Source organism: Faecalibacterium sp. Marseille-Q3530 (genome assembly GCF_017377625.1).
Classification (GTDB): Bacteria; Bacillota; Clostridia; order Oscillospirales; family Ruminococcaceae; genus Faecalibacterium; species Faecalibacterium prausnitzii_E.
The window spans coordinates 15206-37097 of sequence record NZ_JAFREH010000020.1; the positions used below are offsets into that span (position 1 = coordinate 15206).

A 21892-nucleotide genomic window follows, 5' to 3' on the forward strand; every position below is an offset into this window, starting at 1 on the left:
CCCGGCCACCGGTTGAGAGGGCCTGTTTTTTGTGGTACAATAGAGGCGGAAATTTGCGAAAGAAAGGATCTTTTGATGCAGCTGTTTGAACTGGTCTCCCCGCGTCTGTTCCGCCCGCTGGCGGGGCCGAACCGGGCGTTTTATGCCGAGCTGCTCCTGCTGCTGTGGGAGGAGTGCCGCCACACGGCGGATTACAGCATCTCCCGCGCCGAAGCCGTCTCCCGCGCGGAGGATTACTTTGCGGCGCTGGCAAAGCCGCTGGCGCTGGACGCCGACGACGCCGGAGACGAGGCCGAGCAGCCTACCCGCGACCCGCATCTGCTGGCGCTGGGCTTTCTGCTGCGGCTGCGGCGCACCGGCTGGCTGGAAGAGCAGCCCGGCAGCTATGAGGAGGAACCTTCGCTGGCCTTTGTGCCGGAGGTGACGCCTCTGCTGGAAGCGCTGGAAGAGATCCTGAACCCGCGCGTCGTCACCTATACCGGCAAGCTGTACAAGGCCTGGCAGCTGCTGCGGGGCATCGGGGAGGAGAAGAGCCCCTACGAGAACGTCCTGCGGGAGGTCGCGTCCGACCTCGAAGCGCTGAACAAGTCGCTCCGTGCGCTCAATGCCTCCATCGGCCACTACATCGACCGGCTCACCCGCAACCGCACCCCGCAGGAGGTGCTGGAACTGTTCGACCAGTACGAGGAAAAGGTCGTTGCGGCAGCGTACCACCGGTTCAAGACCAGCGACAACCTGTTCAACTACCGCGCCTACCTCGAAGAGGGGCTGGACGACTGCGAGGCAAACTATCTGCCGCAGCTGGCGCTGGATTATGCCCGCGTGGAGCGCTGTGCGCCGAACGAGGCCGCCCCGGCGGTGCGGGCCCTCATCCAGAAGCAGCGGGATGCACTGGAAGAGATGAGCGGCCTGATGAAGCAGATCGACGCCAGCCACATCCGCTACCGCAAGCGGGCCGTGCAGCGGGCGCAGTTTCTGCTGCTGAGCGACCGCTCGGCGCAGGGCAGCGTCACGGCGCTGCTCCGCCGCTATGCCGAGGAGATCAAGACGCCGGACCAGCTGTTTGAACCGGATGACGGCCCGGTGGCAAAGCATCTGCACCTTTACCCGGTGCAGGTCTTCGGCGAAAAGCCGCTCTACCCGCCCGCCGCGCCCCGCAGCGAGGTGCCGCTCAGGCCGGTGGAGACCGGAACGCTGGACCCGGAACAGCTGCAAAAGGAGCAGCAGCTCCTGCTGGAATATGCCCGGATGGCTGTGACCGAAGAGAACGTGGCCCTGCTGGCGCAGCAGGCCCTTGCCGCCCGCAGGCAGGTGGCGGCGTCCACGCTGGCCGACGAATATCCCAGCGACTTTGCCCGCATCATCGGCCTGCACACCTACTCGCAGTCGCCGCGGCGGGACTATGACATCGAACGGACCGGGAAGTGGGTCGAGCGGGGCGGCTTCCGGTTCGAAGAATTTATCCTGATGCCCCGCAAGGAGGAACCCCATGGCCGAAATGAATAAACTGCTGGAAGAGACCGCAAACTATCTGCTCAGCCACTGCTTTCTGCTGGGCGGTGTGGAGGACCAGCGGTCGAAGTATCTCTATGTGCAGGACCACCTGAACGAGGTGCGGGCCGTGTTCGCGCCGCTGGGCTATGCGGTCCTGCTCTACCCGGTCCCGCTGCAGGCGGCGGCACTCGTCAACGAGCACGAGGGCAGCCAGGCCCGGCTGCTGAAATACGAGAGCATCCTGCTGCTGGTGCTGCGCCTGCTCTACCTGCAAAAGCGGGAGAGCCTCTCGGCCAGTGCAGACCAGGTTCTGGTCACGGTGGAAGAAGTGCAGGCCGAACTGCAAAAAATGAACCTGCCCCGGCGGCTGGACCAGCTCACACTGGAAAAGCTGCTGCGCACCCTGCGCCGATACAATCTGGCCCGGCCCGTGGGCCGTCTGACCGGGCTGGACAGCCGCATCGAGGTCTTCCCGACCGTGCTGCTGGCGCTGCCGGATGCCGACCTCGCCGATGCCGCTGCCGAGAGCAGCCGCACCCGGAACGAGCTGGCCCTGTACGAACGCCCGGAGGGCGAATCCAGTGCGGAGGATGAAGAATGATCGAATTAAAACGCCTGAAACTCATCAACTGGCACAACTTTGAGAACGTCACCTTCGACTGTGCCCGCCTGACCTATATGATCGGCGTCAACGCCGTGGGCAAGACCACCATTCTGGACGCCATCCGCTACTGCCTGACCACCAACCGCAATTTCAATGCCCTGGGCAATAAAAAGAGCGGCCGCACCCTGCAAGGCTCCGTCCACGCCAAACAGCGCGGCGAGAACGCCTACCGCCGCCCCGGCCGGACGGTGGCCTATATCGGTGCCGAGTTCTGGGACAGCGTCAAGCGGACGCCCTTCGTCATCGCGGTGCGCGTCGAGTCCGAGGGCCCCATGCAGGAGCTTCACCCCGGCGACCAGACCTGGTACATCTCCGAGGACGGCATCACGCTGGAAAAGCTGCCCTTTCTCGACCCGCGCACCGGGGCCCCCAGCGCCAGAGAGGATTTCAAGCCCGCTGTGGGCCGGCTCTCCTATACCCGCAGCCCCAGCGAGGCGCGGGACCGCATCTGCCGTGCGCTGGGCATCGGCCGCGCATCCAGCCCGCTGGGCAAAAAGTTCAATGAGGTGTTCCAGATGGGCACCAGCATGGACGAGATCCCGAACTTCCGGGAATTTCTGTATCAATACATCCTGCCCCAGCCGGAACTGGATCTGGACGCGCTGCAGGGCGACCGGGTGGAGCTGGAAAACCTCCACGCCGTGCTGGCCGAGGCGCAGACCCGCGCCGCCGCGCTGGAACAGATCGTGGAATACGGCCGGGAAGCCGCATCCAGAGAGACGGACGCCCTGGTCAACCGGGGTGCGGCCCTGCTGGCCCGCGCCGAGGCCGACGCCGGAGAAGACGCCGTCTGGCAGGGGCATCTCGACGCCGGACGCCGCCAGCTGGCCGAGCGGAATGCCGCCTATGAAGCGGCCAAGAACGCCGAGGCCGAGGCCCGCCGGGCCTATCTGGCCGCCCATGGGGCAGCTTCGGCCAGCGGCGAGGGCCGTGCGCTGGACGCCATGACCGAGGAACTGGCCCGCAGGAAGACCACACTGGATGCCGCCGCCCGGAAGGTGGCGGCGCTGGAACAGACGGCGGATGCCGTCACGAACCTGCTGACGGTGCTGGCCCGCAGCGGCTTCGGGGTCGAAAAGGCGCTCTGGCCGGTCGCTCTGACCGCGGAACAGCTGCCCGCGCTGACCGAAGCGCTGGACCGGCTCGAAAAGCCGCTGGAAGAGCAGTATTTTGCCGCGCGGCAGAACGCCGCCAACCTGGCCCGTGCACAGGAAGAAAAGCGCGCTGAGCTGGACGCGGTTTCGGGCGGCAAGTGGGTCTACCCCCACGGCGATGCCGCCACCAGAGTCCGCGATGCCGTCAACGCCGAGCTGAAGAGCCGGGGCATGACGCCGGACGCAAAGATCTTCTGTGAGCTGCTGAACGTGGCCGATGAGAGCTGGCAGGACTGCGTGGAAGCCTGCCTCGGCGACCGCCGGTTCGATATCCTCGTCCCGCCCAACCACTACGCCGCCGCCAAGAGCGCCTTTGTGGCGCTGGGCGAAACGGTCGGGCCCATCAGCCTGCTGGATACGCCGGGCATCCGCACTGCCAACCGCCGCGCGGAGACCAGCCCGGCCGACAGCCTTGCCGCTCAGGTGGAGAGCGAGAACCCGCTGGCCGCACAGTATGCGGACACCATCCTCCGCCGCATCGTCTGCTGCGAGACGCCGGACACGCTGGAACACTTCCCGGACAGCGCCACCCGCGACCTGCTGCGCCACCATCCGTTCCGGCTGGAACGCCTGCGCCGGCCCCAGCGGTACATCGGTCTGGACGCCCGCCGCGCCCGCGCCGGTGCGCTGAAAGAGGAGCTGACGGCTCTCGGTGAACGCCGCCGCGAGGCCGTGCAGGCCGAACGGTCGCTGAAAACGGCCTACGACCAGTACCAGAACATCCTGCGCGGCCGCGCACTGGAAACGCTGGCCGGCCTGTGGGAAGGCCGGGACGCCCTTGCTGCCGCCAAAGCCGACTATGCGGCACAGGCCCAGAAGCTGGCCGACTGCCGGGAGAACCCGCTGCTGCAGGAGCTGTATCGGGAAGAGGAGACCCGCGAAGCCGCCTGGGAAGCGGCCCGCAAGGCAGTGGAACAGGCAGGCGGCGATATCCGCGTCTGCGAAAAGCAGCTGGCTTCCTGCGCGGCAGAGCAGGGCCGGGCCGTGGCCGCAGCGCAGCAGAGCGCCGGGGCGGCCCAGACCTTCTTTGAAAAATACCCGCTGCTGGAGCCGCTGGCGCAAGAGCGCAAAAAGGGCCTCATGACCGGGGGCCGCACAGCCCGCGCCGCTGCCCAGACGGCCGAAAAAGCGCAGACCAAGCTGGACGACACCCTGCAAAGCTACCTCACCGCCACGCTGGAACCGGCCCAGAAGGCGTACAACGAGCGGTACGTTTGCGATTATCCGCTGGGTCTTGCGGGCATCGAGCAGTACCGCGCCCAGCACGAGAGCCTCGTCCGCATCGACCTGGAGCGCTACGCCGCCCGCCTGGACCAGGCCCAGCGCGACTGCAAGGACCGCTTCCGGAAAGACATCCTCTTCCGGATGAAAGACGACATCTTCAACGCCCGCCGCCAGTTCCGGGAGCTGAACAAGGTGATGGAGCAGCTGACCTACGGCGAAGAGGTCTACCGCTTCGAGCTGGAACCCAGCCGCGACCCGCAGTTGGCCGCGTTCTATCAGGTCATCGTGGACAAGGGCAACCAGCAGATGACCGACACCGACTCGCTGGACAACCTCGCCGCCACGGCCGACCCCGTCTACGAGCGGCAGGTGGATGAGCTGATGGAAAAGATCATGGCCGACGTGGACGAGAACACCCGCGCCCGGCAGGAGGGCCGCAGCACCTCCGGTGCCACCCTGTCCGACTATGTGGATTACCGCACCTATCTGGACTACGACATCAAGGTCACGAACACGGTCTCCGGCCAGCAGGCGTATCTGTCCCGCGTCAGCCGCGATTCCTCCGGCGGCGAGAATCAGGCCCCGTTCTATGTGGCCATCTGCGCTTCGCTGCTGCAAATTTATCAGAAGAGCGAGAACAGCATCCGGCTGGTCCTGCTGGACGAGGCTTTCAGCAAGATGACCAGCGACCGCATCCGCCCCATGATGGAGCTGTTCCGCCGCCTGCAATTGCAGGTCCTGCTCATCTCCACCGTCGAGAAGAGCACGGCCATCCAGCCCTATTGCGACATCACCTATTCTATTGTGCGCCATGGCGACGCCAACGCCATCGCGCCGTTTTACCGGCTGACGGCCCCGCAGCCCGCGCCGGAGAAGGAGACTGAACCATGAGCGATACCCTTGCAAAATTCTGGCTGTTTGCCACCCACTGGACCAGGCTCGACACCTTCGACAACGAGGACGAGCTGAACGACGAACTGGAGCTGCTCCAGCGCCAGAGCCTGCCCACCAAGGTCCGCACGATGAAAAACAAAGAGGGGAAGGAAGAACTCGTCCTCTACGTCAAGCAGGCCGACCGCGATTATGCCCGCTACTGCACCGGCTGGCGCCCCGGCGGGATGATGTAAAAATGAAAAAACATGAGGTCGTATATGAAAGAAACTGCAAAAGAAGCGTTTGAACGCTGCCTTCAGAATGTCTCTCTGGAAGAAAAGCCCGATGCAGAGTGGGTGGCGCAGCAATACGCTGTGGAACGGGCGGGAGCACTTGCCATCAAAGAGGCTGCGCCGTTTTCGGAAGAGCGGGGGCAGATCACACGGCAATGCTACGAGATGGTAGACCGCCTGATTCAGGCTCGCAACCGCCAGAAGGGCCAGAGCGTGGCGGCTTATGGGGCGGGCGAGAGCTTCGTGGACTTGCTGGACCAGCTCATCCGGTATCTGCACACAAAAAAGCCGGAGATCAACTTCTTTGAAGCGGGCGTGGGCACCGGGTATATCCTCCGGGCTGTGCATCAGTTCGGAGGGGTACATGTGAGCGGATGCGATGTGTGTCTGGATCGCCAGCTTCTGGGGGAACTTTCTTCCTGCTGCATTGAAAAGACCCTGTATGCTGCGCTGGGAGAGCTGAAGGACGGCAGCGTGGACCTGTTTTACTGGAACGATGTGCTGGAACATCTCCCGGAAGATGAAATGGAGGAGACCCTTCGGCAGATCGCGAAAAAACTTTCACCGGAGGGGCTTTTGGTGACCGTGACTCCCAGCAGAGGAATGGGACCCCACGACATCACCAAGCTGGCAGCGCCAAAGGAACGGGAAGCCAAGGGACTGCACCTGCGGGAATATTGCTACTACGAAGTGGTGGAGCAAAACCAGCGGGTCGGGCTGCAGCCCCGAATCTATGCGGTGCGGAACGGCGATACATGCTGTCTGGATTTTGAGCAGGGCGAGGCCCGCAGCCTGGCCCATGCTGCGGCAGAAAAACGATGCTTCCGTCTGTGCAAGAATATTCCAGTCATTGGAGGAAAGTCCATCCGGAAGCGGATGATGTGTCGCTTTGGGTGGAAGGCTATCGTCATCTGCGGAAAATGATCGAAGGAGAATTTATGCCAAAGCACCCCATCCAATTGTCCGATCACTTTACCTGTTCCCGGCTGATCCGGTTCGTGCTGCCCTGCATCGGCACCATGCTGTTTACCTCCATCTACGGCATTGTGGACGGCCTGTGCGTCTCGAACTTCGTGGGCAAGACGGCCTTTGCGGCGGTCAACCTCATCATGCCGCTGCCCATGCTCATCGGCAGCATCGGCTTTATGCTGGGCACCGGCGGCAGCGCCATCGTGGGCATCACGCTGGGCGAGGGCGATGGGAAAAAAGCAGACGAATTATTCAGCCTTTTCCTCAGTTCGGCCCTTGCGGCGGGCATCGTGTTCAGCGCCGTTGGTCTGGTCATCATTGAGCCGGTGGCGGAGCTGCTGGGCGCAAAGGGGGAGATGCTGGACTATGCGCTGCGGTATGGCCGCATCCTGCTGGTCAGCCTGCCGACCTTTATCTTGCAGAACATGTTCCAGAGCTTCTTCGTCACGGCCGAAAAGCCCCACCTGGGCTTCGCTTTCACCGTGGGCGCGGGCTGCACCAACATGGTGCTGGACGTCGTGCTGGTGGGGGTGCTCCGTTGGGGCGTTGAGGGTGCCGCTGTCGCGACCTTCCTCAGCCAGATCGTCGGCGGCCTGCTGCCGGTGTTCTATTTCCTGGACCGGAACAACACCAGCCGCCTGCACCTGAGTCGGACGAAGTTCCATGGCCGCGTCCTGCGGAATGCCTGCATCAACGGCTCGTCGGAGCTGATGACCAACCTCTCCATGTCGCTGGTCAACATCCTCTACAATTACCAGCTCCTCCGCTTTGCGGGCGAGGACGGCGTGGCGGCCTACGGTGTCATCATGTATGCCGCCTTCCTCTTTGTGGCCGTCTTCGTGGGTTATGCCGTCGGCAGCGCCCCCATCGTCAGCTACCACTACGGTGCCCGCAATCACCGGGAGGTCCACAACCTTTATTCCATGAGCTTCCGCCTTATCGGCGTGGTGGCCGTCGTCATGACCATTGGTTCGATGTTCCTCATCCCGCATGTGGCCCGCATCTTTGTGGGCTACGATGCCGGGCTGCTAACACTGACCACCCACGCCTTCCGGCTCTATGCGCTGAGCTTCCTCATCATGGGCTTCAACGTCTATGCGTCGTCCTTCTTTACCGCGTTGGGCGACGGTGTGACGAGCGCCCTCATCTCCTTCCTGCGCACCCTGTTGTTTCAGGTGGCGGCGGTCTTCGCACTGCCGGCGCTCATGGGGATGGATGGCATCTGGCTGGCCGTTACGGCCGCCGAGCTTGCCGCGCTGGGGGTGAGCGTGTATATGTTCGTGACCAAAGATCAGAAATTCCATTACCGTCATGTGTGACGCGTTAGGACAAAGAAAGCCGCCGGGGCCCCGGTGGCTTTCTTTGTCATGCAAATGTATACTCGACGAACTCGCAGTTCCGGATGCCGAAGGCGGCATACTCCTCGTTGGTCATATCGTAAAAGTAAGACCGCACCACGCGGGCGATGCCATTGTGGGCGACGAGGAGATAGGTCTTGCCTTCGTCGGCCCGCAGCTCGTCCAGCAGGTCGTAGATGCGCTGGGCCAATTGCAGCATACTCTCGCCGCCGGAGTAGCGGTCGGCGAAGTGGGTCTTGGAGACTTTGAACTCGGCCCCATCGCGGGGCGTCCCCTCGTAGCGGCCAAAGCACTGCTCCCGCAGGCGGGGTTCCGGGCGGGCCGGGATGCCGGTGGCCTCGGCGATGGCCAGAGCGGTGTCGGCAGCGCGGGACAGGGGAGAATACAGAATCTCGTCAATGTGGACTCCGCTGTCCCGGACATGGGCCCCCAGCGCAGCGGCCTGCGCCCGGCCGCGGGCGGTCAGCGGGCTGTCGGTCATGCCGCAGATCTTGTTTTCAACGTTCCAGACGGTCTCGCCGTGGCGGGTAAAATATAAGTTGTGCATAGAGGCTCCTTCAGAGTTTGATGAGGGTATGGTGGTCGAGCCGGACGGTGGCGCCCTCGTCGATGCCAAGGCGGGTCAGCTCAGCGTCCGGGTAGGCGATGACCCGGCGCTCGCCGGTCTCGTCCTCCAATAAGACATCGCAGCAGACGGGCTGCCCTTCCGGCAGCTCCTCGCAGCCGTACAGCTGCTCGTCGATGCGCAAAACGCGGTATGTCATACGATCTTCCTCGAAAAATACAGTGTTCTCGTTTTACAGATGATTCTCCCGGCAGGGGAGAACGGGGTATTCTTATTATAAAGCCCCGATGCGCTGCCGTCAACTTGACAGCCCGGCGCCGGGGCTGATACAATAGGACAAAATGGTTCCACACGACGCCAAAAGGAGAGAAGAGCTTGAACATTACAGAATTGCGCTATCTGGTCGCCATCATGCAGTGGGGGTCGGTGAGCGCTGCGGCAAAGCAGCTGTATGCGGCCCAGCCGAACATCAGCAAGGCGCTGAAAAATCTGGAAGAGGAGTATCACATCCGCATCTTTGAGCGCTCCTCCACCGGCATGATCCCCACTGAGCAGGGGCGGCGGTTCATCGAGCAGGCCGAGCGGGTGCTGGAAGATGTGGACCGCCTGAGCCGGAGCGTCGAGGAAGAGCAGGAGCGCTGCGCGGAGCTGCGGGTGATGCTGCCCCATGCGACCTATGCGTCCTATGCGGCGGTGGATTATCTGGAACAGGCGGTGCATCTGGAACGGGTGCATATCCACATCCGGGAGGGCGGCTCGATGGAGGCGCTGGATTTCGTGCTGCGGCGGGGCTATCACCTGGCGCTGCTGCGCTATGCGGTGGAGGACGATGAGCACTACACCCACTACTGCGCCCGGCGGGGGCTGAAGATGGAGCCGGTGATGGACTTTGAATATCAGCTGCTCACCAACCGGGACGGCCCGCTGGCCCGGCACGAGGTGCACGACCTGACCGAACTGAACCAGTATATGGAGATCCTGCACGACGACTTTCAGCTGCCCGGCGAGGAGGGCGGCGACGGTGTGCGCTGGCATGTGAACCAAGCCCGGCGCATCCATGTGTATGAGCGGTGCAGCCAGTTTTCGATCTTGCAGCGGCTTCCGTCTGCGTATATGTGGGCGTCGCCCATGCCCCGCAAGGCGCTGGAACAGTACCATTTGGTGCTGAAAAAATGCCCGGCCCAGCGCCAGCAGATGCGGGATGTCCTGGTCTATCCGGACAAGGGCGGCCTGCGGGCGGAGGAGCAGGCATTTGTCGATCTGCTCCACAAACAGGCGGCCCAGACCGTGAAATGAGCAGCCGCCGGCAAAGAAGCGGCTAAAGTTTTGGCTCCGGAATCGACAAAAATAGAGAAATGTGGCAAAGAAACGAAACCGAAAATTCGGTTTTGTTTCTTTTTTGCTGGTTTTTCGACAAAAAACAGACTGAATAACGGTAAAAATTCTTAGCGGGTATATCGGATGCGATATACCCCTATGCTGGAAAAATATTGTGCAGATGATGAAAAATATGTTACCATGAGGCCAGAGATCGGGAGCTGCCCGGCGGCGGAATGGGGCTGCGGACAGCACCGAAAAAAGGAGGTTTCTGGTATGATCAGTTTCTTGCTCTGTCTGGCGCTCTTGATCGTGGGCTACTTCGTCTACGGTAAGATCGTGGACAACACCTTCGGCCCGGACGACCGCGAAACTCCGGCTGTGCGCATCAACGATGGCGTGGACTATGTCGTGATGCCGCAGTGGAAATTGTTCCTCGTCCAGCTGCTGAACATCGCGGGCCTCGGCCCCATCTTCGGCGCCATGCAGGGCGCTCTGTGGGGGCCGGTGGTCTTCCTGTGGATCACCTTCGGCACGATCTTTGCAGGCGGTGTCCATGACTACTTCTCCGGCATGATGAGCGAGCGCAACGACGGCGCTTCCATCGCCGAGATCACCGGCAAATACCTTGGCCCGGTGATGCAGAACGTGATGCGTGTCTTCTCCGTGGTTCTGCTCATCATGGTGGGCACGGTGTTTGCGGTCGGCCCTGCGGGCCTGATCGTGGAGCTGTGCAGCCAGAGCGGTGCATCCGGCGTGTTCACTTCGCTGCTGTTCTGGCTCATCCTCATCCTGGCGTATTACTTCATCGCGACCTTTATCTCCATTGACGCGGTCATCGGCAAGATCTACCCCATCTTCGGCATCTGCCTCATCATCATGGCCATCGGCGTCATCTTCGGTATCTTCACCAACCCTGCCTATACGATCCCGGAGATCTGGGATCACTTCGGCAGCATGCACCCGTCGGGCACCCCGATCTGGAGCTTCATGTTCATCACGGTCGCCTGCGGCGCGATCTCCGGCTTCCACTCCACCCAGTCGCCTCTGATGGCGCGCTGCATGAAGAGTGAGAAGCAGGGCCACTTCGTTTTCTACGGTGCCATGGTCTGTGAGGGCGTCATCGCTCTGATCTGGGCCGCAGCCGGCTGCTCTCTGTACGAAGTCACCGGCGGCCTGAACACCGGTCTGGCACAGGCGCTGGCCATGGGCCAGTCCAAGGCCATCTACGATGTCTGCTCCAAGACCATGGGCGGCGTGGGCATTGCGCTGGCCATGGTGGGCGTCGTCGTCTGCCCCATCACCTCCGGCGATACCGCCTTCCGTTCCGCGCGTCTGACGCTGGCCGACTGGTTCAAGATCGACCAGGACGGCTACGCGAACCGCCTGAAGCTCTGCATCCCCGTTCTGGGCGTGGGTGCGTTCCTGGGCATCGGCAACGCACTGGGCTTCATCAACTACACCGTGATCTGGCGTTACTTCAGCTGGACCAACCAGACGCTGGCCATGATCGTCCTGTGGGCCGCTTCCATGTACCTCTTCAAGGAAAAGAAGAACTACTGGATCACCGCTGTGCCCGCTACCTTCATGAGCGCCGTGTCCTGCACCTACTTCGTGCTGGCTCCGGAGTGCCTGGGCGGCCTGCTGAACAGCAAGACCGCGGAAGGTGCGACCATCTACAATACGGCGGTCGCATACCCTGTGGGTATCCTCTTTGCCGCTGCAATGCTGGCCCTGTTTATCCACGCCACCAAAAAGGCTGGCGTCAGTAAAGCTGCATGATCCGATGCGATCCTGAGTTCCTCTTCCAATATTTGCCCATTCACAGAAGACCGGCCGCCGGGAAGTCCCCGGACGGCCGGTCTTCGTTTGCAACGGGAGGAACCCGGCCGAATAACACGAAAAAGCACTGAAAATCGCGCAAAAATTGCAGGCGTGGTCAAACTGCACAAAAAACAGGCGGAAAGTTTGGGAGCCGCAACTTTCGTCGGTCAAAATCGCACAGAGAACGTTTTCGAAAAAGAAAATTTGCCGAGGAAACGCTAAAAATCTTTGCCAAAAGAAACGCCTGAAACCCCACCATATACTTTTTGATATGAGGGCTATGCAGGAAAGATATTATTCGAGTTATGAAAAATGTGTTAACATGAAGCCAGACATGGACCACGCACGGCAGAATGGGGCCGTGGGCGTGGATCTGAAAAAGGAGGTTTCTGGTATGATTAGTTTCTTACTCTGTCTGGCGCTCCTGATCGTAGGCTATTTTGTCTATGGCAAGATCGTGGACAACACGTTTGGACCGGACGACCGTGAAACTCCCGCTGTGCGCATCAACGATGGCGTTGACTACGTCGTGATGCCGCAGTGGAAGCTGTTCCTCGTCCAGCTGCTGAACATTGCGGGCCTCGGCCCCATCTTTGGTGCACTGCAGGGTGCTCTGTGGGGCCCCGTGGTCTTCCTGTGGATCACCTTCGGCACCATCTTTGCAGGCGGCGTCCACGACTACTTCTCCGGTATGATGAGCGAGCGCAACGAAGGCGCTTCCATCGCAGAAGTTACCGGCAAGTATCTGGGACCTGTGATGCAGAACATCATGCGTGTGTTCTCTGTCGTGCTGCTGATCATGGTCGGCACGGTGTTCGCAGTCGGCCCTGCTGGCCTGATCGTGACCCTGTGCAAGAACAACGGGATGAGCGGTGTGCTCACCACCACCCTGTTCTGGCTGATCATCATCCTGGTCTATTACTTCATCGCGACCTTTATCTCCATTGATGCCATCATCGGCAAGATCTACCCGGTCTTCGGCATCTGCCTGATCATCATGGCAGTGGGCGTTATCTTTGGCATCTTCACCAACCCCGCCTACACCATCCCCGAACTGTGGGATCACTTCGGCAGCATGCACCCGTCGGGCACCCCGATCTGGAGCTTCATGTTCATCACGGTCGCCTGCGGCGCTATTTCCGGCTTCCACTCCACCCAGTCGCCTCTGATGGCGCGCTGCATGAAGAGTGAGAAGCAGGGCCACTTCGTCTTCTACGGCGCAATGGTCTGCGAAGGCATCATCGCTCTGATCTGGGCTGCTGCCGGCTGCTCTCTGTACGAAGTCACCGGTGGTCTGAACACCGGTCTGGCCGCTGCTCTGGCCGAAGGTCAGTCCGCCGCCATCTACGACGTCTGCTCCAAGACCATGGGTGGTATCGGCATTGCCCTGGCAATGATCGGCGTCGTCATCTGCCCCATCACCTCTGGTGATACCGCGTTCCGTTCCGCTCGTCTGACTCTGGCCGACTGGCTGAAGCTGGACCAGGACAGCTACGCAAACCGCCTGAAGCTCTGCATCCCCGTTCTGGGTGTCGGCTCCTTCCTGGGCATCGGCAACGCGCTGGGCTTCATCAACTACACCGTGATCTGGCGTTACTTCAGCTGGACCAACCAGACGCTGGCCATGATCGTCCTGTGGGCTGCTTCCATGTACCTGTTCAAGGAGAAGAAGAACTACTGGATCACCGCTGTGCCCGCTACCTTCATGAGCGCTGTGTCCTGCACCTACTTCGTGCTGGCTCCGGAGTGCCTGGGCGGCCTGCTGAACAGCAAGACTGCTGAGGGTGCCACCATCTACAATACGGCGGTCGCATACCCTGTGGGTATCGTCTTCGCCGTTGCAATGCTGGCCCTGTTTATCCACGCTACCAAGAAGCACACGGAGAAGAAAGCCGCATAACCCATTCAAGGCGGCATAACCCCCTGTGATCTCAAGACCGGCCGCTGCCCACACCAGCGGCCGGTCTTGCTTTTGGCTAAGAGTGGAAAAGACTCTTGCATTTTGCGAAAGACAGTGGGACAATGGGTACAAACAAAACGCAAAAGAGGGATACACTATGCTGTTCAAACCTGCACAACTGGGTCTGGCAAAACTCGGCGCTGCCGAGCTGGAAGCAGACAAAAAAGCCTGCAAAAAGATCGGCCCCTGCGGCGTCGGCAAAAAGGCGCTGTACCTCAACAGCTTTTACATCGACCGCTGCTATTATCTGCCTTACGGCAGCATCACCCGCGTGTTCAAGCGGGTCGCCATGAGCCAGGGCGGCTTTACCGGCAAAGGGATGTTTGCCTCCATGGCCTATCTGGTGGTGGAGTACGACGGCGGCAAGCAGAAGCAGTGCAACTTCAAGGATGAGCGGGACGTGGACGCCCTGCTGGACGTTCTGGCCAAAGAGCAGCCGCAGATCAAGCGGCTGAGCGCGGCAGGCGAGCAGACCGTGCAGAAGAAGGAGGCCGAAAAGGCCGCCCGCAAGCTGCCGGAGCTGACGAAAGACGCCGAGCACAGCCTGACGGTGCTGCGCCGGGCAAAAGAGTATCTGGAAGCTAAGCCGGAGATCTCGGATGAGCTGAGCGCCGCCGAGCGCCGCAAGCGCGCCCAGCTGCAGAGCAAGCCGGTGTACCGCTATGTCGCATTGGCCATCTTCCTGTTCGGCCTTGTGGCCGCAGCCTACGGCCTCTATGCCATCACGAACCATGTGGGCAATTACGGCATCTACTTTGCGCTGTTCGGCTTTGCGGCCATCTTCCTCTTTTCCAGCTACAACATGCTGCCCACCGCCCGCAACAACCACAGCGCCATCATGAAGCGAGCCGACCGGGCCGAGCAGGCCGCAGCGGACTATGTGAAGCACTACCCGAACGGTGCGTTCCCGGTGCCGAGCTATTACGCACACCCGACCGTCCTCAAGCAGATGATGGACGCCATCGAAGAGGGCCGCGCCGTCACCGTGCCGGAGGCGCTGGAGGCCGTCAAGGCCCGCCTGAAGGCGCTGAACGCCGACGTTCAGGTCGAGCAGGAGGAATACGACGAGGTCGTCCTCATCAAGGCGATGTTCCTGAACCACCAATACGCATAAGAGAACCAACGAAAGCTCCTCGTTTCCGGGGAGCTTTTATTGTGCCAAACTTCTTGCACGGCGCAGAAGGTCGGTTTATAATGAGGACAGAGAGCAGGTTTGAAAACACGAGGAGGTCTTGATATGAAGGATATGGTCACGCTGGGCAGCACCGGCATCACGGTGAACAAGAACGGCTTCGGTGCCCTGCCCATCCAGCGCATCGCCCAGGAGGACGCCGTCCATCTGGCCCGCAAGGCTTACAAGGCGGGCATCCGCTTCTTTGATACCGCCCGCGCCTACACCGACAGCGAGGTCAAGCTGGGCGAGGCGTTCGACGGCATCCGCAGCAATGTCTACATCGCCACCAAGACGGCGGCGGAAACCGCAGAGGATTTCTGGAAGGACCTGCATACCTCCCTGAAAAACCTGCGCACCGACTACATCGACATCTACCAGTTCCACAACCCGGCCTTCTGCCCCCGGCCCGGAGACGCCTCCGGCCTGTACGATGCCGCGCTGGAAGCGAAGGCCAGGGGCCTGATCCGGCACATCGGCATCACCAACCACCGCCTGACCGTGGCGAAGGAAGCCATCGAGAGCGGTCTGTACGAGACGCTGCAGTTCCCGTTCAGCTACATCTCCGGCCCGCAGGAACTGGAACTTGTGGAACTCTGCAAGGAGAAAAAGATGGGCTTCATCGCGATGAAGGGCCTGTCCGGCGGCCTCATCACCAACAGTGCCGCCGCCTATGCCTTCGAGGCCCAGTACGACGGCGTCCTGCCCATCTGGGGCGTCCAGCGGGAGACCGAGCTGGACGAGTTCCTCTCCTACATCAACGACCCGCCCCGGATGAACGATGAACTGCGGGCCGTCATCGAGAAGGACCGCGCCGAACTATGCGGCGATTTCTGCCGGGGCTGCGGCTACTGTATGCCCTGCCCGGTGGGCATCGAGATCAACGACTGTGCCCGCATGAGCCTGCTCCTGCGCCGGTCGCCTGCGGCAGCCCATCTGAGCCCGGAAGGCCAGGCCAAGATGAAGAAGATCGAGGACTGCCTGCACTGCAACCAGTGCCGGAAAAAGTGCCCCTATGGTCTGGATACGCCCGCTCTGCTGGCCCGCAACTACGAGGACTATAAGCGGGTGCTGGCGGGAGAAGTAAAGGTATAACGAACCACAAAAAAGGCAGATGCCGCATCGAACGGCATCTGCCTTTTCTTATGTCTGAACGATTTACAGTGACGCAGGGACCGGCTCCCGGAAAATTTTCATGGCCTGCTTGTAGCAGTGGACGAAGTAGACGATCTCCGCCAGAGCGGTCAGCATCCAGGAGCAGGGATAGAGCAGATAAAGCGAGGGGATGGTGTGGAAGTGGGCAAAGATGGTGTACACCCAGATGACGCGGAAGACGCAGGAGCCCAGGATGACGATGACGGTGGGCACGACAGTCTTGCCCAGGCCGCGGGAGGCGGCGATGGTGCAGTCCATAAAGGCCGAGATGCAGTAGGCCAGACCCATGACGCCCACACGCTTCATGCCGGCGTCGATGACGGCAGGCTCGGTGGTGAAGAGGGCCAGGAACTCGCGGCCGAACACGAACAGGCTGCTGCCCAACAGCAGGCCCACACCAAAGGAATAGCCCAGCGCGATGAAGTAGCTCTTTTTCACGCGGTCCGGCTTGCCTGCACCGTAGTTCTGGCTCATGAAGCTGGCACAGGCCATGTAGAAAGCGGCCATGCAGTCGTAGATGAGGTTGTCGGCGTTGGCGGCGGCGGAATTGCCCTTGACCATGAGGGAGTCGAAGGAGTTGACGCCTGCCTGGATGAAGAGGTTGGCGATGGCGAAGACGGCGTTCTGGAACCCGGCAGGCAGGCCCAGCGCCAGAATGCTTCGGGTCATGGCCGGGTCGAGCCGGGCTTCCCGGAAATGCAGGGCGTAGCAGTCCTGCACCTGAGTCAGCGCGTGGAGGATGAGCGCGGCGGAAACGCATTGCGAAATGGCGCTGGCCAGCGCCACGCCCACGACATCCAGCTTGCAGACGATGACGAAGAAGAGGTTGAGCAGGATGTTCAGCACACCCGCGATGCTCAGAAAGTACAGCGGCTTTTTGGTGTCGCCGATGGCGCTGAAGATGGCGTTGCCAAAGTTGTAGAGCGCCAGTGCGGGCATACCGAGGAAGTAGACCCGCAGGTAGAGGATGGCACCAGGCAGCAGGTCTTCCTTGGTGTTCAGCAGCCGCAGCAGGGCGGGGGAGCCCAGCAGGCCTACGAACAGCAGCACCACACCGGCGATGAGACTGACCACCAGCGCCGAGTGAACGGTGCGGCGGACGTCATCGGTGTGCCTGGCCCCATAGAAGCGGGCCACCAGCACGTTGATGCCATTGCTCAGGCCGATGAGAAAACCGGTGAACAGGGTGACGAAGATGCTCGTGGAGCCCACCGCACCCAGCGCCGTGGAGCCGGCGAACCGGCCTACGACCGCGACGTCCGACATGTTGAACAGCACCTGCAGCAGGTTGGACAGTGCCAGCGGCAGGCTGACCAGAAGGATCTGCTTGGCCAGAGGGCCTTCCGTCAGCGATTTGGTGTTTGACTTCATAACTTGATGATTCCTTTTCCTGATCCGAAACTGTGCCCGCGCACACCGGGGCACAAGCTCTATTATAAGGCCCGGCGGCGCTTTTGCAAGATGGAAAACCCAAAAAGCAGAGGTGAAATTTTTACGCGCCGCCCGATGATTTTTCAGAGGGATGCTCCGGATGCAGAAATTGGGCCGAAAAGGGCGAAGATTTCTATTTGCAATTTCTGTCCGGCTGTGCTATACTACCTTATACTGAATCCATTCAGAAGATGTGCGATCGTAGCTCAGCTGGATAGAGCGTTCGGCTCCGACCCGGAAGGCCAGAGGTTCGAATCCTCCCGGTCGCATAAAATCCCCAGTACACTTTCGTGTGCTGGGGATTTTTATTTGCGGCCGGGAGGATTCGAACAGTACGGCCCCGCCGGAGGCGGGGTAAGCAATCAGCCCAGCGGGCTGTTGCTTAGTGCGCGGTTCCTGGACCCGTAGGAACGTCTAACAAGAGGACTGGCGTTAAATTTGCGGCCGGGAGGATTCGAACCTCATTTCAAATTCTCCATCAGTTTTGCCGCCAGCGTCTCGGCTTCTTTGGCCGGGACCCAGATATCCGGAGAAAGGCCACGCATTTCTTCAAAATAATCTGCACCCTCCGGCAGCAGATAGACACATACGGATGTCATTATAACCGAGCATTTGCTGTTCGGCAGTTCCACATGCCCACCATTTCCGATCATACATCCATTTGTGTTTTCTCCGATGATCAGGCTGTTTTCCAGATTATAGGCAAGGTCCATTGTGATTTCTGCAGAAGAGGCAGAGCATTTTCCGCTTAAAAGAATCAGAATGTTGTCGTGCGTTTGCCACCGATGAGCTTGTATCGCTACGGATACCGGATTAACAACATCATAGCGGACTCCATTGCCCTGTACACGCTGGCGGCTGTATCGGGTGATCCACTGATGAGCTACTTCTTCATATCCGCCGACATTGGAGCGCAGATCCAGCATGGAGATCGCAGCATCACTCATTTGTGCTGCCGCAGCATTGACCTCCTGTAGAAAAGAGCCCTCAAAGCTGTTGAACTGGAATACCGGGATTCCATCTGTCTGGCGAAGATCGGTATTCTGGTCTTTGGGAAGCTCTTTGTAATACTGGCTCCATGCGTCTGCTGTCAGTGTGTCGGTACTGCCGTCTGTATAGTGCACCGTCAGCGTTTCATCACAGGTGTGCTTTTCCCATTCTGTCCCATCAAATGTAGCAGGCTTCAGCAGGACCGGATAATACACCAGATACCCCTGCTCAGAGATTGAACGCTTGAACAGTTCATCCAGATCGGGATGATCGTCCACGGATGCAACGACTTTTCCATTGGCATTCTGATAGCCCGAATCCGTTTTTACGAACATCACCTGACGGAAGAAAAACGGAATGTCTTTTTCCGACGGATAGTCCTGATTGATGTTGAAGTGACCGTCCTTGATAAAGGTAAGATGACTTACCAGAATCTTCTGCAAATCTTCGCAGGTCAGGCTGTCCCTGCTTTGGACTTCCTGCAGAGTATCAGCCTTTGCCTGATCGAATACAGCGTGTCCGCCAAAATAATCGTAGAGAGCATAATCATAGTAGAGCGCGTCGAAGAGGTAATTCACATCTGCTTTCGCTTCATCTACGGTCAGTTCTTTTTCGGCATCGTATTCGCTGTAGGTATCGGTGATGTAATCAAAATATTTCTGTGCATCGGCGGGGTCATCGTAATGCCGCAGATAGGGAGTTGGGTCGGCGGCAGGAGCCGCTTCCCAACGCTGATGCTCTTCGTTGATTTCTGCGAGCAGTTCCGCTTTGGTTGGTTGATTGTCTTTTACAAGCTGTGTGACCTTGGTACAGCCGCAGGTGCTTACCAGAACCACCAGGCAGCAGAGAAACGATAGGATTCGGGATTTCATCGCAGGAACCTCTTTTCAAGTATTGTGCTGTTTTTACGTTGTGCAGGAGCAAATGGCCGCCCGTTGATTTTTGCGGCGGGAATGCTTATAATGGCTGTAAAACCTCTTAATGAACGTATCATAGCACCGAATCCGAAGGAGCACCATAGCATCCTGCGTAAGTTGAAAATAATGTCAGATGCCGGATTTGGATGGGAAAGCGGGTCTCTCTATGCAAAACATTTTTATCGGTTCGATTATCAAGCAGCGGCGGAAAGAACTGAAGCTGACACAGGAGCGCTTGTGTGATGGCATTTGTGATCCGGTGAGCCTGTCCCGAATCGAAAATGGAAAGCAGATGCCCAGCCGCAGCATCATGAATGCCCTGCTCCAACGGCTGGGCCTTCCGGATACCCGTTATTATGCGCTTTCGTCCAAGCATGAGCTGGAGATCGAAGCATTGAAGAAAGAGATCGTCGGATGCAATGTGACCCGTGATGTTCAACATGGGTTTGAACAGATCGAACGTTTGAAAAATATAGTGGATGCTGATGACCGGCCGACACAGCAATTCATCCTGCGGTCAAAAGCAGTGCTGGGCGCACTGGATAAGCGATATGGATTGGATGAGCAGATCCAGCTTTTGATGGATGCGATCCACTTGACGATCCCGGAGTTTGACTTGAAAGGAATCGAGCAGTGGCTGTATTCCTTTGATGAACTGAAAACGATTATCCAGATCGCCAATGTGTATTCGAACTTTGAAAACAATGAACAGGCTGCGAATCTGTTCGAACAATTGCTCCGCTACACGCGTCAACACCATCAGGAGATCATTACATCCGGCGGGCTTTCTATTTTGATCTTATATAACTATGCCCGTGTTCTGGACTTGAGCTGCCGCTATGCAGAAGGTGCAGAAATTGCGAAAGAAGGGCGCGACTCGTGCATCAAATATGGGCATTATCAAACACTGCCCGGCTGCCTCGAAGTTTATGCGGAATGCTGCTATCATCTGGGAAAAACGGAGGAGAGCACCGAAGCGTATCATCAGGCCTACTATCTTTGCAAACTGATCGGACGAAAAGAAGATATCGAGATCACCAAAGCCGAAGCAAAGAAATATCTGAACATTGAGTTCCAATAGAGAATAACAGAAGAGGACTCCGGCAAAGCTTTGATGGAACTTTGCCGGGGTCATGCTTTAGCCTTTTTTGTTCTTCTGCCAGATGCGGTACAAGCCATCGGTGATGAGGGTCTCGCGGTAGAGAATGTTCGTGTGGCAGGCTTCGCGGATGGTGCGGGGCAGATTGCCGGTGGCGTAGAATTTGAGCTCCGGGCCGAGTTCGGCGCGGAAGCGCTCAGCCAGTCCGTCCAGCAGGCTGGCGGTGCCCAGCACGAAACCGTTCTGCAGGCAGGCGGCGGTGTTCTTGCCCAGAATGGAGGCTGAAGCCGGTGCCGAAAGGTCGATCTGTGGCAGCTGGGCGGTCTTCTGGACCAGCGCCGCCTGCGACAGCTGCGGGCCGGGCAGGATGACGCCGCCCACAAGCTCCTGCTTCTCGTTCACAGCCATGATGGAGATGGCTGTGTCGGCGGAGATGACGGCCAGCGGGCCGGGCGTCTCGGCCAGCGCGGCAACGGCGCCACACAAAAGCTCTGCACCCAGCTGGGCCGGATTGTCCAGCCGCAGCTTGATGCCGCTCTTCAGGCCCGGACCAACGGTCAGGAAGCGAGCAGAGCAGAGCATCCGCAGCGCCGCCAGGACGCGGCCCGTCAGCGCGGGCACGACACTGCCCAGAATGCCTCCCTCGATGCGCTCGGTCTGGACGCGGTACAGAGAGAGCAGATTCAGCAGATCCATGGCATATTCGTCAATAGTCGCTGCTGCGTCGGAGTGCAGACGCCCGCTGAATTGCAGGGCGTCGTGTTCGTATCCGGCGATGGTGATGTGTGTGTTGCCGATGTTGACCGTCAGGATCATGGTCGGGGGCCTCCTCTGCCTCTATAATGTAATTATATAATATAACAGCGCCCGCAAAACTGCAAGCTCCCCTTGGAAAAGGGGAGCCGGGACGGCCGTGGCCGTCCCGGAGGGGTTCAATTTTCTGCCCGAACGCAGCAATTTGAAGTTTTTTGAAAAAACTTGTAAAAAAGTGTTGACATCTACCCCGGTGTATGGTATTATACTTGAGCGCCAAGCGCTGAGACAAAAGAATGACTTCTGAAGCCTCAGCTGAGAAGCGAGAGAAAAGAACCAATAGACGCTGAAAGATTCCAGTCAGTTCTGAGAAATCGGAAGCGATCCAAGTTCAAAACGTTCGAAACGCTTCGAAAAAAGTGCTTGACAAAAAATCACTTCTGTGATAAAATAATTAAGCTGTCAGCCGGTCGGCTGAGGCGCACAGGACCTTGAAAATTGAACAATATCGAAAAACTTGTAACGGAACCTATTTTCGTGTTGGAAAAACACGGTAAACAATTCCAAACAAAGTAATTCACACAGGACGCAAGCGATTGCGTACTGAGCGAAAAAGATTTAACACTTTTAAGTGATAAATATCATTTATAAAGAGTTTGATCCTGGCTCAGGACGAACGCT

At 59.3% G+C, this 21892-nt stretch carries 17 protein-coding genes and 1 tRNA gene; 13 read left to right on the forward strand and 5 right to left on the reverse strand.

Going from position 1 to position 21892, the window contains the following annotated elements:
- Positions 1–75: 75 nt before the first annotated feature.
- Genes J3350_RS12830 through J3350_RS12855 form a run of 6 tightly spaced genes read left to right on the forward strand, consistent with a single transcriptional unit; the run spans position 76 to position 7990 of the window.
- Positions 76–1506 (forward strand): Wadjet anti-phage system protein JetA family protein, encoded by a 1431-nt coding sequence (locus J3350_RS12830; protein WP_207686896.1) that lies wholly within the window; start codon positions 76–78, stop codon positions 1504–1506.
- Positions 1490–2095, forward strand: coding sequence for a DUF4194 domain-containing protein (locus J3350_RS12835; protein WP_207686897.1), 606 nt, complete (start codon positions 1490–1492; stop codon positions 2093–2095). The genes J3350_RS12830 and J3350_RS12835 overlap by 17 nt, the downstream gene beginning before the upstream one ends.
- Complete coding sequence (locus J3350_RS12840) at positions 2092–5427, forward strand: ATP-binding protein (RefSeq protein ID WP_207686898.1); 3336 nt, start codon at positions 2092–2094, stop codon at positions 5425–5427. Before J3350_RS12835 ends, J3350_RS12840 begins: the two co-directional genes overlap by 4 nt.
- Complete coding sequence (locus tag J3350_RS12845; RefSeq protein WP_207686899.1) at positions 5424–5663, forward strand: hypothetical protein; 240 nt, start codon at positions 5424–5426, stop codon at positions 5661–5663. Before J3350_RS12840 ends, J3350_RS12845 begins: the two co-directional genes overlap by 4 nt.
- Before the next feature lie 24 nt (positions 5664–5687).
- A complete protein-coding gene (locus J3350_RS12850; protein WP_207686900.1) occupies positions 5688–6626 on the forward strand; it encodes a bifunctional 2-polyprenyl-6-hydroxyphenol methylase/3-demethylubiquinol 3-O-methyltransferase UbiG in 939 nt (312 codons plus the stop codon).
- Between the two features lie 14 nt (positions 6627–6640).
- Entirely contained in the window at positions 6641–7990 is a 1350-nt protein-coding gene (locus tag J3350_RS12855) for an MATE family efflux transporter (RefSeq protein ID WP_207686901.1), read from the forward strand.
- A gap of 46 nt (positions 7991–8036) precedes the next feature.
- Here the strand turns inward: J3350_RS12855 and J3350_RS12860 are convergent, their stop codons facing one another.
- Positions 8037–8576: a histidine phosphatase family protein gene (locus J3350_RS12860; RefSeq protein ID WP_207686902.1), complete on the reverse strand. Its 540-nt coding sequence runs from the start codon at positions 8574–8576 to the stop codon at positions 8037–8039.
- Between the two features lie 10 nt (positions 8577–8586).
- A complete protein-coding gene (locus J3350_RS12865; RefSeq protein ID WP_207686903.1) occupies positions 8587–8793 on the reverse strand; it encodes a hypothetical protein in 207 nt (68 codons plus the stop codon).
- Between the two features lie 176 nt (positions 8794–8969).
- Between J3350_RS12865 and J3350_RS12870 the strand changes: the two genes are divergently transcribed.
- From J3350_RS12870 to J3350_RS12890, 5 genes are all read left to right on the forward strand, one after another.
- Positions 8970–9890, forward strand: coding sequence for a LysR family transcriptional regulator (locus J3350_RS12870; protein ID WP_207686904.1), 921 nt, complete (start codon positions 8970–8972; stop codon positions 9888–9890).
- A gap of 297 nt (positions 9891–10187) precedes the next feature.
- Positions 10188–11693 (forward strand): carbon starvation protein A, encoded by a 1506-nt coding sequence (locus J3350_RS12875; protein ID WP_207686905.1) that lies wholly within the window; start codon positions 10188–10190, stop codon positions 11691–11693.
- Between the two features lie 436 nt (positions 11694–12129).
- Positions 12130–13635 (forward strand): carbon starvation protein A, encoded by a 1506-nt coding sequence (locus tag J3350_RS12880; protein ID WP_207686906.1) that lies wholly within the window; start codon positions 12130–12132, stop codon positions 13633–13635.
- A gap of 157 nt (positions 13636–13792) precedes the next feature.
- Positions 13793–14809 carry an ATPase P gene (locus J3350_RS12885; RefSeq protein ID WP_207686907.1) on the forward strand — a complete coding sequence of 339 codons (1017 nt, stop codon included), beginning with the start codon at positions 13793–13795 and terminating at the stop codon, positions 14807–14809.
- Between the two features lie 123 nt (positions 14810–14932).
- The gene (locus J3350_RS12890) at positions 14933–15961 is read left to right on the forward strand and encodes an aldo/keto reductase (RefSeq protein WP_207686908.1); all 1029 of its coding nucleotides are present in this window, start codon (positions 14933–14935) and stop codon (positions 15959–15961) included.
- Between the two features lie 63 nt (positions 15962–16024).
- On the opposite strand, the gene J3350_RS12895 is transcribed toward J3350_RS12890, so the two are convergent.
- Positions 16025–17392, reverse strand: coding sequence for an MATE family efflux transporter (locus tag J3350_RS12895; protein ID WP_207686909.1), 1368 nt, complete (start codon positions 17390–17392; stop codon positions 16025–16027).
- Between the two features lie 255 nt (positions 17393–17647).
- Here J3350_RS12895 and J3350_RS12900 point away from each other — a divergent pair.
- Positions 17648–17721: transfer RNA gene (locus J3350_RS12900), tRNA-Arg, on the forward strand.
- Positions 17722–17913: 192 nt separating this feature from the next.
- Here the strand turns inward: J3350_RS12900 and J3350_RS12905 are convergent.
- The gene (locus tag J3350_RS12905; RefSeq protein WP_207686910.1) at positions 17914–19314 is read right to left on the reverse strand and encodes a S41 family peptidase; all 1401 of its coding nucleotides are present in this window, start codon (positions 19312–19314) and stop codon (positions 17914–17916) included.
- Positions 19315–19525: 211 nt separating this feature from the next.
- Between J3350_RS12905 and J3350_RS12910 the strand changes: the two genes are divergently transcribed.
- Positions 19526–20440, forward strand: a complete 915-nt coding sequence (locus tag J3350_RS12910) for a helix-turn-helix domain-containing protein (RefSeq protein WP_207686911.1) — start codon at positions 19526–19528, stop codon at positions 20438–20440.
- Positions 20441–20497: 57 nt separating this feature from the next.
- On the opposite strand, the gene J3350_RS12915 is transcribed toward J3350_RS12910, so the two are convergent.
- Positions 20498–21274 (reverse strand): type III pantothenate kinase, encoded by a 777-nt coding sequence (locus tag J3350_RS12915; RefSeq protein ID WP_207686912.1) that lies wholly within the window; start codon positions 21272–21274, stop codon positions 20498–20500.
- Positions 21275–21892 lie beyond the last annotated feature (618 nt).